Raw genomic sequence first — 12557 nt, 5'->3', positions numbered from 1 at the left:
ATCCCTTGAACAGGTAGAAGATGTACTTTGCCAAGGCTTACTTGAACTTTCTTCTAATAGTGAGCGCCTGCGTTCAATGACTTTCTTCCCTCATCTTCAAATACTACCTCTGACCGCAACTTAGTATAAATACTCAATTGAGGAATCCTTAAAGTCTGCAACTGAAGCAGTAAAATCAGGCTTGGTTCGGTTTGTAGGCGTTTCTAACTTTTCTGTAGAGCAAATTAAACGCGCTCGTGAGGTAGTTGATATAGTTTCTGTACAAAATCAGTATAATCCTTGGCATCGCCAGCCAGAATTTGACGGAGTGCTGGAGTATTGCGATCGCGAAAAACTGACTTTTTTACCTTGGAGTCCTTTAGGTGGTAGCCGTCGAGTCAGCAAATTAGAAGATATAAAAGTAATCGCATCCATGGCAAAAGATAAAGGAGTATCGGTATATGCGATCGTTCTCGCATGGGTAAGGGCAAAGTCACCATGTATCGTCCCAATCCCTGGTGCTAGTAGAGTTTCAAGTATTGAAGACTCCGTAAAGTCTGCCCAAGTTAGCTTATCAACTGAGGAAGTACAGCAGATCGATAATGAAACTGGGGCTTAAAATAACTTCAGTGACATAAGTATTTAAGATGCTCGAAGTTTGGGGCGCGTTGGTTATTTTTTTCATCCTGCCTCTATTAGGCGGATTACCGTTAATTGCTTGGTTTACTTATGCAATTTCTGGCAAGCAGTTAACAAAAGTCGGTACAGGTAATATTAGCGTCTCCGCAGCTTTTTATCACGGCGGCAAAGTTGCTGGGATACTCGCCGTTATGTCAGAAGCGGCGAAAGGAATTATTGCGGTATTACTTGCCCGTACTTTTTTCCCCACGAATCCGACTTGGGAAATAATTGCCTTAATTACGCTAGTAATGGGTAGGTATTGGATTGGCAAAGGTGCAGGGGCAACTAATGTTGTTTGGGGCTATGCTGTCCATGATTGGCGCATTGCTGGGTTATCATTTTTGATTGGCGGCATTGGTTTTACTATGTTGCGGGAAAGAGAGTTAGGGCGAATGGGAGTTTTAGTCTTATTTCCTGTGCTAACTATGTTGTTACACGCCAACGATTCCGGGCGGATTGTAGCAGCAATTTCTTTGGCGGTAATTTTGGGCTGGATTTACAAAAAACTGCCTGACGATTTAGATTTATCACCCGAAGCTGGACAAGCAGAATCTCAAACTACGTTTCGATTTTTTCAAGGGAGTAAGGCGATAGTTTCTTTAGATGCCAAGTTAGAAGTTCAAAAAGTTGGTCAAAAAGCTGCTACTTTATCGAAATTAAAGCGCTTAGGTTATCCCGTACCGCCAGGGTGGGTACTTCCGGCGGGGGATGATTTAGAACCCATCGTTGCCTTTTTGCATCCCTCCGCCGCCGAGCCATTAGTAGTAAGATCTTCGGCAGTAGGGGAAGATTCGGAATCTGCTTCTGCCGCCGGACAGTACGAGACAGTTTTGCACGTTACAAGTCAAGCCCAGTTGCGCCGGGCAATTTCTCGCGTCATAGATTCTTACGACAATCCCGCCGCTATAGATTATCGCCGCGATCGCTCGATGGCGGAGGATTCAATGGCAGTTTTAATTCAAAAACAAGTCAAAGGGGTATTTTCTGGAGTAGCGTTTAGTCGCGATCCTATTGCCCGTACAGGCGATTGGGTTGTAATTGAGGCGTTACCGGGGGACGCAACAAAAGTAGTTTCCGGGCAAGTAACACCAGAACAATATCGCGTTTATATTGCTCCAGCTATGGCAATGGGGAGTAGCTGGATATTGCCGAAAGATGTAGAAATAATAGTTGAGGGTACGGGAGATGTGCCACAGCAATTAATTAAGCAAGTAGCATTTTTGGCGAGACATTTGGAATCAGGCGATCGCTCTATTCCTCAAGATATTGAATGGAGTTATGATGGCGAAATGTGGTTATTGCAATCTCGCCCTATTACAACACTACTGCCGATTTGGACGCGCAAGATTGCCTCCGAAGTCATACCGGGGTTAATTCGTCCCTTAACTTGGTCAATTAATCGTCCTTTAACTTGTGGCGTGTGGGGAGAGATTTTTACAATTGTTTTGGGAAGTCGCGCTGCGAGATTAGATTTTAATTCCACCGCCACGTTGCACTATTCTCGCGCTTATTTTAATGCTTCCTTGTTAGGGGAGATTTTTCGGCGCATGGGTTTACCAGAAGAAAGCTTAGAGTTTTTAACTAGGGGAGCAAAGTTTAGTAAGCCGCCGATATTATCTACTTTGCAAAATGTACCAGGATTGATGAGGCTTTTGGGGCGGGAATTGAAGCTAAAAAAAGATTTCGAGCGCGATTATCGATTTCATTTTTCCCCAGCTTTAGGGCGGTTAGAGAGAGATTTAACTGCCGAATCTCCACAAAAATTACTAGAGGAAGTAGATTTAATTTTGGAGTTGCTGAAAAAAGCAACTTATTACAGTATTTTGGCTCCTTTGAGTGCAGCTTTGCGCCAAGCAGTGTTTAAAGTCCAAGATAAAGATATTGATAATAGTCAAACTCCAGAAGTATCGGCAATAAATGCGATCGCACGTTTAGCAACAGAAGCGCGGAAGCTAGGAATAGTAAGTTTTGAGGAATTGGCGCAAACTGCTTCAGGACGAGAGATCGTACAGCAGTTTGAGCAATTAGTAATGCAATACGGTTATCTCAGCGAAGTAGGTACAGATATTGCGGTTTCCACCTGGCGGGAAGAACCCCAAATAGTTAAAGAGTTGTTTATGCGGATGGCTACGGGGGAAAATGAAGCCCAAAAGCTTAAAAACAAGCCAAAAAAAGGGTTTGTACAAGAGCGTGTAGATCTTAAAGGTAGGGTAACAGAAGTTTATAGTCGGTTATTAGCGTTGCTGAGGTGGCGGTTTGTGGCTTTAGAAAAAACATGGCTGTTACCATCAGGAGATATCTTTTTTTTGGAGTTAGAAGAAGTTAAACGCTTTAAATATGGGGATAGGATCAAGAAATTGATGGCTAAAAGGCGATCACAATATACGAACGATAGCGATATAGATCCTGTTCCTGCCTTAGTTTACGGTCAAGCTCCAGCTACAATTATTCCCTCCTCGGCTCCTATTACTTCAAGGTTGCAAGGTATTGGTGCAAGTGCGGGACAAGTTGAAGGTTATGTATTGGTAGTGCGGAACTTGCAAGGAGTTGGAGAAATAACCAGGGAAACGATTTTAGTTGTACCTTATACTGATTCTGGTTGGTCGCCCATACTAGCCTCCGCAGGTGGGTTAATTGCGGAAGTAGGAGGACGATTATCTCATGGTGCGATCGTGGCACGTGAGTATGGTATTCCGGCGGTAATGGATGTTTCTAATGCCACGACACTATTTAAAAATGGTCAGCGCGTCCGTATTGATGGACAGCTAGGAATTGTCGAATTGCTGTAGTTGTTGATATTTGCGCCTCTATAAAGAGGATAATTGCTACTAATTATCTTGTCTGTACGCACCCATTGCCAGGGCTAAATTATGAGTCGCCGAGCATTGTTATTAGTCAATCGTCATTCTCGCCACGGACAGAAAAATCTATCCCAAGCTATTGAGCAATTAAAAAGCCTCGGCTTAGAACTAATAGAGGAGTCGATAGAAGATCCGATAAAGGTATCAGATACGATTCGTAATTACCGCCAGCAAGTGGATATGATCATTGTTGGCGGTGGTGATGGGACTTTGAATGCGGCGGTAGATGGGATAGTTGATACTCAGTTACCTTTAGGTGTTTTACCTTTGGGTACGGCGAACGATTTAGCTCGAACTCTAAGTATTCCAACTTCTATTGTTGAAGCTTGTGAGGTTATTGCTTCTAGTCACACTCGGCGGATAGATTTAGGCTGGGTCAATGGCAAGCACTTTTTTAATGTCGCTAGTTTAGGATTGAGCGTACAAATTACTCAAAAGCTGACCAAAGAAGCTAAACGCCGTTGGGGAGTTTTGGCTTACGGTGCTACGGCAATTCAAGTTATTTGGCAATCTCGCCCTTTTCGGGCAGAAATTTGTCTCAATGGCAAATCTATCCAGGTAAAAACTGTCCAAATTGCTGTAGGGAATGGTCGCTACTATGGGGGCGGAATGACGGTAACTCAAGATGCGACTATTGACGACCAAACCTTAGACTTATATAGTTTAGAGTTGCGTCATTGGTGGCAAATGTTATTTTTATTGCCGACTATGCGTAAAGGAACTCATACACAGTTATCTAGCGTCCGCTCATTGCACGGGCAAGAGTTTGAGGTATCTACTCGCAAACATCTGCCGATTAATACTGATGGTGAGATAACTACCTATACTCCGGCTTGTTTTCGAGTGATTCCTAAAGCGATCGCTGTTTTAGTACCTAAATCATAAAACTATTAAACGCGGATTTGTACGGGCATAATTAGGTAAGTCATTTTTAAACTACCCAATGGGGTAAAAATTATTGGGCTAGTTGCAGTATGGACTTGCATTTGAATTTCGTTGGTGGGAAGTGCTTTCAATCCATCCATCAAGTATTTAATATTAAAGGCAAATTCTAAGTCTTCCCCAGAACTTGAAACAGAGATAACTTCCCTACCACTGCCAATATCTCTAGTTTCTACAGACAGAGCTATTTGTTGATTAATATCGTCAAGGCTAAACTTGACAATGTTTTGTTTTTGATCTGCAATCACTGCAATGCGTTCTAAGGCATTAATTAACAGCTTGCGCTCTATTGTAACTTGGCGCTCAAATTGACGCGGTATCAGTTGACGATAAGCGGGATATTGCCCTTCTAAGACTCGACTTGTCAAACGTCGATTTGCCCACTCAAATATTACCTGTCCTTGGTCAAACTGCATGGCTAGGGGTTCTGTCTTCTTAGAAAGGTTTGCGGAGGGAGCATCCCCTCGCAAACTTTCCGCAGAATCTCCCATACTCAGCATTTTTTCCAATTCGCGCAAAGATTTCGATGGTATTGTAACTTCTAAGATTGAAGATGCTACTGGTACTTCTAAGGTGTTAGGAGTTTCTACCACTGCTAAACGATGTCCGTCTGTAGCTGCAAATTCTAATGTTTCTTGCCCTACAATGATGTGCAGCCCTGTTAGTAACTGATTTAATTCATTACTGCTAGTCGCAAATAAAGTTGAACGCAACCCTTCAATAAACGCTTCTACTGGTAAATAAACTGCTTCTCCCGCTTCAATTATTGGTAGTTCGGGAAATTCCTCTACTTCCATCCCGCGTACTTGATAACGCCCTGAAGCTGAAATAATTGTAATTCCTAAAGGTGCAACGCTAGTTTCTTCTAGCTCAATTTCACCTTCCAACAGGCGTGAAACAATATCGTTTAGCAGTTTAGCAGGTAAGGCGATCGCACCTCCGGTTATAACTTCGGCAGCAAAGCTAGTTTTTATGCCCAAACTCAAATCAAATGCTGTTAGGCTCACCTGCTGGGTTTCAACATCTGCAACCAACAAAACATTCGCCAAAATTGGATGGGTTGGGCGTGAAGGTACAGCGCGGCTTACTAGGGAAAGGTTGGTACTTAATTGCGTTTGACTGCAAACTAATTTCATCACGATGTCATGCTCTGTAAAACTGTACTTGCTAACTACTTTTTCTGTCCAAAAAAAGAAAACACTAAGCTTTAGGTTTTCTCAAAAGCTTTTTTCTGTATCTAATACCAACAAATCACTTCAGGGGTCTTGCTTCGATTGGTTTAGAAAAGTATCCTAGCACGTCTATTGTATAGTATACCTGTACTATCAATTACTCTTAATTCTCTTAATTGAAGACTACTACTAAAATTAATAATTATTTTAAATAGTAGTAGTAGGGGCTGTGGAAAATGTGGAAAACTTTTTGAAATGCTTACCAGGTATATTTTAGAACTATCTATAGCCTGTGGAAAACCTGTGGAAAAAAACTTGAGTTTTCCACAGAGCAATTAACCTCAGTCGTAGTTTTTCACAGTTAGGTGATAGTTTTCCACAGAGTTACTAACAGGTTTTCCACAGAAAATTTAGAGTTTTCCACAGCATAAATTTTCTTAATATTTGTTTACAGCAAATTCATAATTGCGAGAATTTACGATAAATTTTGCGATCGCACAGCAAGATTAATGCGATCGCTTAATTGCCGCAAAGTTTGCCCCAAGCTCGAATCATTAGTGCGTAATTGAGCAATTTTCTCGCAACTGTACATTACGGTGGTGTGGTCTTTTCCACCAAATTCCTCACCAATTTTTGGCAAGCTCAAATCAGTATGTTGGCGCATCAAATACATCCCAATTTGCCTCGCCCAGCTAATTTCTCGCCGCCTAGAAATACTTTTCAAGTCTTCAAGAGAAATATCAAATTCATCAGCAATAACCTTTAAAACTGTATCTGGTGAAGCCTCAAGGTTTTCCAGGGCTGGATTTAAAATTGGAATCAAATTTTCTACCGTCATTGGTAAGCCAGAAATTGAAATATAAGCAACAGCCCGAATTAAAGCGCCTTCTAGTTCTCTAATATTAGAAATATAGTTACAGGCAATATATTCAATAACTGTTCTAGGTAAGCGCATATTTTCGTATTCTGCTTTCTTTTGGAGAATTGCCATTCTCGTTTCCAAGTCTGGCGTTTGAATATCAGCAATTAATCCCATAGAAAAGCGCGAACACAAACGCTCCTGCAAACGTGGAATTTGATTAGGTGGGCGATCGGAAGCAATGACTACTTGCTTACCTGCTTCGTACAAAGTATTAAAAGTATGAAAAAACTCCTCTTGAGTTGATTCTTTACCTTCAATAAATTGAATATCATCTACTAGCAATACATCCGCAGCACGATACAGATCTCGAAAACTTTGGGTGCTATTTTTCCGAATTGAGGCGATCAAATCGTTAGTAAATTTTTCAGTAGAAACATAAAATATATTTGTATCGGGATTAATATCCCAACGATAATGACCGATCGCTTGCATGAGGTGAGTTTTGCCTAGTCCCACACCACCACACAAAAATAAAGGGTTAAATTCTCGTCCTGGAGATTCGGCTACAGCCAACGCCGCCGCATGAGCTAAACGGCTGTTAGCGCCAACTACAAAGCGCGAAAATACATATTTGAGATTTAAGGCTGGAGGTCTAGCACGATCGCTAAATTGTCCCGAAGTGCGATCGCTTAAGCCATTTTCTTGCTTGCCCAGTGGTTCAATTGGCGTATTGCTAGGCTCCGCCTCCATAAAAGAATTAACCGCCTCGCTATTAGCAACAGTAAATAGAATCTCTGTTGGACAACCGCGAATATCTTGAACAACATCCGCCAAAGTTTGAATGTAATATTTTTGCAGCCAGTTACGTGCAAAAGGGTTGGGCGTACAAATAACTAGGCAATTATCTTCTAGTTTTTCTGCACTAGCAGTTTTAATCCAAGTTTCAAAGGTAGGTCGGCTCAATTGTACTTGTAAGCGTTCCAATACCTGACTCCAAAGAGTCTCAAGGCTAAGTTCCACTGCTAACTACCTCGCAACTGTCACAATAAGAAATACAGATAAGCAACCAATCTAGCAAAAATCAGCGCAATCAATCGGTTTAGCTAACAACACTTGCGAATATAGACTGTAAGTAGCTGCAAACACTGGTTTACTGAGCATATTACTACTCAAAAAATTTTTTTTATAGAGAACTAAAGACAAATGCGAAGCCGCAGTTTTTCCCCCCATCAGAGCCACTCCCTTTTTCTAGCTATGCAAAATCAAATGTTTTTTAAGCGATCGCGCCTTTACTTACTAACCTTACTTCCAATCATGTTTTTGAGTGGTTGTGCTTTACCTAGATTGCCCCAAAACCGTGAAACTTCGACTACACCAGAACCTCCAGTTAATCCAATCAACCAAAGCGATCGCCCGGTAGATATTAACCCCACCGATCCAAACTTTGTAGTAACAGCAGTCCAGAAAGTAGGCTCGGCGGTAGTCAGAATTAACGCCGCCCGGACAGTTAGCAACCAAACCGATGAATTTGACGACCCGATGATGCGGCGGTTTTTTGGTTCTGCTCCGCCTTCTAGGCGCGTAGAACGCGGTACTGGTTCGGGATTTATTGTTAATGCCAATGGACAAATCTTAACCAATTCTCACGTAGTAAATGGCGCTGATACCGTTAGCGTCACCCTCAAAGATGGTCGGACTTTTAAAGGAGAAGTATTAGGGGAAGATCCAGTTACCGATGTAGCTGTAATTAAAATTGCAGCTAATGACCTCCCAGTTATTCCTATAGGTAATTCCGACGGATTGCGACCTGGAGAATGGGTAATTGCGATCGGCAATCCTTTAGGGTTAGATAATACTGTAACGGCGGGAATTGTGAGCGCTACCGACCGATCGAGTAGTGATATTGGAGTTTCTGATAAAAGAGTTGGCTTTATTCAAACTGATGCAGCAATTAATCCAGGAAATTCTGGCGGACCTCTACTAAACGCTCGTGGTGAAGTTATTGGAATGAATACAGCAATTATTAATGGCGCTCAAGGCTTGGGATTTGCGATTCCCATTAATACTGTTCAAGGAATATCCCAGCAAATTATTACTAACGGGAAAGTAGAACACGCTTATTTAGGCGTTCAGATGTTAACTTTAACCCCAGAACTCAAAGAACAGTTAGAGACTCAATCGCGCGGACGTATTCGCGTAGAAGCAGAGCAAGGAATTTTGCTAGTTCGTGTAGTTCCCAATTCTCCCGCCGATGACGCTGGTTTGCAAGCTGGGGATGTAATTCAATCTATTAACAATCAACCTCTAACTAAAACCGATCAAGTGCAGCAATTAGTAGAGCGTAGTAATGTCGGAAGTCAATTAACAATGGAAGTCCAACGCGGTCAAAAATCCGAGCAAGTATCAGTAAAACTTGAATCTCTACCCACGCAACGCGATCGCTAATTTATTTACTCTTAACTATGTCAGAAATTTTAGAAATTATTCAACTCGGTCATCCCATCCTGCGTTCTCAAGCTCAAAATGTTGATAATATTCATTCTTCCCAAGTTCAGAGCTTAATTGATAACCTCCTAGCCACAGTTATTGCTTCTAATGGCGTAGGGATTGCAGCGCCACAAGTGGGTTCGCGCGATCGCCTATTCATAGTTGCTTCTCGTCCCAATCCTCGCTACCCCAACGCGCCAGAAATAGAGCCAACAGCAATGATTAACCCGCAAATTCTGGCTAATTCCTCGCAATTAGTTACTGGTTGGGAAGGCTGCTTGAGCATTCCCGGAATTAGGGGGTTAGTACCAAGATATCAAGCCATTGAAGTTGAATATAGCGATCGCACTGGAAAATTGCACAAGCAAGAATTAACCGATTTTGTCGCGCGAATTTTTCAACACGAACTAGATCATCTCGATGGCATAGTATTTGTAGACCGCTTGCAAAGCACCCAAGACCTAATTACCGAGCAAGAATACCAAAAACTAATCACTTAACTACATCCTGTCTAAAACTTGAATCCCCAATAAAGACAATCCTAGTTTCAAGGTTCTAGCCGTCAAATTACATAGTACCAATCGAGATGTCCGCAAAGGTTCTTCGGCATTTAAAACCGGAACACCGCGATCGCGATCATAAAATTGATTAAACTTTTGACTTAGTTGAAACAAATACTCACATAGACGATTAGGAAACAAATCTTGTCCTACAGCATTAATCACATCATCAAACTGCAGCAAATGCTTTGCTAGGGTCAACTCTGTTTCATGCTGTAACAAAATATCAACACTGTCTCCCAACTGCTCAAAATCAACTTCCCCCTTACGGCTAATTCCTTGAATCCGCGCGTAAGCATACAACATATAGGGCGCAGTATTCCCTTGTAGTGCCAGCATTCTGTCGTAACTAAAAATGTAATTACTGGTACGGTTTTGACTAAGGTCTGCATACTTAACCGCACTAATGCCAACTACTTTAGCTGCATTAGCAATAAAATCCTCAGTTTCTTGGCGCTCCTCCGTTTGCAACCTGTTTTCTAAGTCCGCACGCGCTCTAACAATCGCTTCATCCAACAAATCTTTTAGTTTTACCGTTTCTCCAGAGCGCGTCTTCAATTTTTTGCCATCTTCTCCCTGTACTAATCCAAAAGGTACGTGGTCAATTTCTACGGTTTCTGGAATCCAACCCGCACGTCTAGCTACCTGAAAAACTTGAGCAAAATGGTTTGCTTGTCCAGCATCCGTCACATAAATTAGGCGATTAGCTTTATCTTGTTCAATTCGGTAACGTACTGCGGCTAAATCGGTTGTTGCATAGTTGTACCCGCCATCGGATTTTTGAACGATTAAAGGCAGTGGTTCGCCTTCTTTATTAGTAAACCCCTCCAGAAAAACACACTTAGCCCCCCCATCCTCTACTAACAATCCAGCCTTATCTAAATCTTCTACAACTAAGGACAGCAAAGGATTGTAGAAAGATTCACCCCGTTCTTCATCAAAACGGACATCTAGCAGGGCATAAATGATTTCAAATTCTATCCGAGACTTATTACAGAGAAATTCCCAAGCAATCTTTGCTTCCTTATCACCTGACTGTAAGTCTACAACTGCTTTACGCGATCGCTCTCTAAATTCAGCATCATCGTCAAATCTTTTTTTAGATTCCCGATAAAACTCAACTAACTCTCCTAAATCTAGTGAATCGTAATCATTAACTGATTCAGCCTCACGCAAGTGGGTAATCAACATTCCAAATTGAGTACCCCAATCGCCTACATGATTCAACCGCAAGACATCATGACCAAGAAACTCCAATACGCGGGCAATACTATCGCCAATTATTGTTGATCGCAAATGTCCAACGTGCATCTCCTTCGCAATATTAGGACTGGAAAAATCCACTACTACTCGCTTGGGTGTTTTTGCTCCAGAAATCCCTAATCTCGAATCTACATAAGCATTTTTTAGCTGTGTTTCTAAGTAGCTTGGTAGTAAAGTCAAATTTACAAATCCAGCACCCGCTACTTGCGGGGTTTCACAAATATTAATGACATCTAACTCTTGAATTATTTGTTCAGCAATTTTTCTTGGTTGCTGTCCTAACCGTTTCGCTAAAGACAAAGCAATATTTGACTGATAATCACCAAATTTAGGATTACTTGCTTTTTCTAGTAAGGGATCGATCTTTGCATATTCATCCCCAAAAGCGGCACTCAAAGCCTGCTCAAATCTAACTTTTAGCTGCTCTACCGTATTATTCATAAAATAAAAAACTTAAAATAATCAGTGAGGAACATTCTAACTTTAATCCTCATAACTACTTGGCAACATCTAAGCTGGTTAGTTTTGTCAAGCCTAGCTCCACGCGATCGCCCAACCACTTAAAAAGATTTATTCAGTCTGTTTAAACCGACTTTAGCTATTATCCTAGAGTTAAAGCCCTAGGTGGGATGAGTTCGCTATAAGCAAATTCTCATACTCAAATCCAACCATTTCGATTGAGTAATCGGCGCACTGGTAGAAATATAATCCACGCCCGTCAGAGCTACAGCACGGATATTATCTAAAGTAATATTGCCTGAAGCCTCAATTTTAATTCCGCTATTGTGATCGCGAATCTTCTTCACCGCCACAACCATCAACTCTGGCTGCATATTATCTAGCATAATAATATCCACCCCATGCTGCAAAGCTTCTTCTACTTGCTCTAAAGATTCCGTTTCTACCTCAATTGTCAGTGGATAGGGCATATTGCTACGAATTTGGGTGATCGCTTCTCCAATTCCCCCCGCCGCAGCAATGTGATTATCTTTAATCATCACCGCATCATCCAGTCCCATTCGATGATTTACCGCGCCTCCTAGCTGTGACCCATACTTTTCTAGCATTCTCAAACCCGGTGTAGTTTTGCGCGTGTCCACCAATCGAGCAGGTAAATCTGCAATTTGCTTTGCATAAACGCACGTTAAAGTCGCAATTCCACTCAACCGCATTGCTAAATTTAAAGCTACCCTTTCTCCTGTAAGCAAGCCCTCTAGCGCCCCATCAATCTTTGCTACTTGCTCTCCTTCCTCACACCATTGTCCTTCACGAACAATCGCCACAAAGCTGACTTCTGCATCCAAAAGCTGAAATACTCTCTTTGCCAATGGTAAACCCGCAACTACTCCTGATGCCTTAGCCACCCACAAAGCTTTTACAGTGTTTGCTTTTCCTGCCAATAAACCTTGTGTAGTGCGATCGCCCCTACCAATATCTTCTACTAGCCAACTCTGTATTAAAGGATCTATTACTACCCAAGGAGGCAAACCAGCAACATTACTCACAACTCAATCGCTTTTTCTCTAAAACTCTCAGATAATTTTAGCCTACATTCCTTGCTACGCAAGACTTTTAAAGAAACTCCAAATTTCTTTTACCAAAACCCTTGACAAACCAATAGGTAGTTGATAGATTAATAAAGCGCTGGAGAGGGAAGCGAAAGCGGAGCGAACCAGAAGGCACGCCGAACCATGAAAAAATTATAGTTGAAAAGCCAAAAAAAAGCACTATAGTCTTCGTCAGAGAAACT

8 protein-coding genes and 1 pseudogene are annotated in these 12557 nt (G+C 41.8%); 5 read left to right on the top strand and 4 right to left on the bottom strand.

Features of this window, described 5'->3' with window-relative positions; translation table 11 throughout:
* Window positions 1-130: 130 nt before the first annotated feature.
* The 3 genes and pseudogenes from AC2VE5_RS20810 to AC2VE5_RS20800 all read left to right on the top strand — a co-directional run.
* Window positions 131-598 (top strand): annotated as a pseudogene (locus tag AC2VE5_RS20810) (aldo/keto reductase); the annotation flags it as partial.
* Window positions 599-626: 28 nt separating this feature from the next.
* A complete protein-coding gene (locus AC2VE5_RS20805; RefSeq protein ID WP_486889593.1) occupies window positions 627-3449 on the top strand; it encodes a glycerol-3-phosphate acyltransferase in 2823 nt (940 codons plus the stop codon).
* A gap of 81 nt (window positions 3450-3530) precedes the next feature.
* Complete coding sequence (locus AC2VE5_RS20800) at window positions 3531-4406, top strand: lipid kinase (RefSeq protein WP_486889592.1); 876 nt, start codon at window positions 3531-3533, stop codon at window positions 4404-4406.
* A 5-nt stretch (window positions 4407-4411) separates the two neighbouring features.
* Here the strand turns inward: AC2VE5_RS20800 and dnaN are convergent, their stop codons facing one another.
* Complete coding sequence (dnaN, locus tag AC2VE5_RS20795) at window positions 4412-5599, bottom strand: DNA polymerase III subunit beta (protein WP_486889591.1); 1188 nt, start codon at window positions 5597-5599, stop codon at window positions 4412-4414.
* Between the two features lie 511 nt (window positions 5600-6110).
* The gene (gene dnaA, locus AC2VE5_RS20790) at window positions 6111-7517 is read right to left on the bottom strand and encodes a chromosomal replication initiator protein DnaA (protein WP_486889590.1); all 1407 of its coding nucleotides are present in this window, start codon (window positions 7515-7517) and stop codon (window positions 6111-6113) included.
* 234 nt (window positions 7518-7751) lie between these two features.
* Here dnaA and AC2VE5_RS20785 point away from each other — a divergent pair, with 234 nt between their 5' ends.
* The gene (locus AC2VE5_RS20785; protein ID WP_486889589.1) at window positions 7752-8942 is read left to right on the top strand and encodes an HhoA/HhoB/HtrA family serine endopeptidase; all 1191 of its coding nucleotides are present in this window, start codon (window positions 7752-7754) and stop codon (window positions 8940-8942) included.
* 17 nt (window positions 8943-8959) lie between these two features.
* A complete protein-coding gene (gene def, locus AC2VE5_RS20780; protein ID WP_486889588.1) occupies window positions 8960-9484 on the top strand; it encodes a peptide deformylase in 525 nt (174 codons plus the stop codon).
* Here the strand turns inward: def and argS are convergent, their stop codons facing one another.
* Together argS and nadC are read right to left on the bottom strand one after the other, a co-directional pair.
* A complete protein-coding gene (argS, locus tag AC2VE5_RS20775; protein WP_486889587.1) occupies window positions 9485-11248 on the bottom strand; it encodes an arginine--tRNA ligase in 1764 nt (587 codons plus the stop codon). It lies immediately after the preceding gene.
* Between the two features lie 197 nt (window positions 11249-11445).
* Complete coding sequence (gene nadC, locus AC2VE5_RS20770; protein WP_486889586.1) at window positions 11446-12312, bottom strand: carboxylating nicotinate-nucleotide diphosphorylase; 867 nt, start codon at window positions 12310-12312, stop codon at window positions 11446-11448.
* Window positions 12313-12557 lie beyond the last annotated feature (245 nt).

It is taken from the genome of Aliterella sp. E5.1, from assembly GCF_057473825.1.
This window is presented reverse-complemented; position numbering and strand designations above follow the sequence as displayed.

Excerpts from the sequence above, each read along its gene's own strand:
- def (WP_486889588.1), top strand. The coding sequence starts at position 8,960 with ATGTCAGAAATTTTAGAAATTATTCAACTCGGTCATCCCATCCTGCGT.
- AC2VE5_RS20805 (WP_486889593.1), top strand. The coding sequence starts at position 627 with ATGCTCGAAGTTTGGGGCGCGTTGGTTATTTTTTTCATCCTGCCTCTA.
- dnaN (WP_486889591.1), bottom strand. The coding sequence starts at position 5,599 with ATGAAATTAGTTTGCAGTCAAACGCAATTAAGTACCAACCTTTCCCTA.
- AC2VE5_RS20785 (WP_486889589.1), top strand. The coding sequence starts at position 7,752 with ATGCAAAATCAAATGTTTTTTAAGCGATCGCGCCTTTACTTACTAACC.
- AC2VE5_RS20800 (WP_486889592.1), top strand. The coding sequence starts at position 3,531 with ATGAGTCGCCGAGCATTGTTATTAGTCAATCGTCATTCTCGCCACGGA.
- argS (WP_486889587.1), bottom strand. The coding sequence starts at position 11,248 with ATGAATAATACGGTAGAGCAGCTAAAAGTTAGATTTGAGCAGGCTTTG.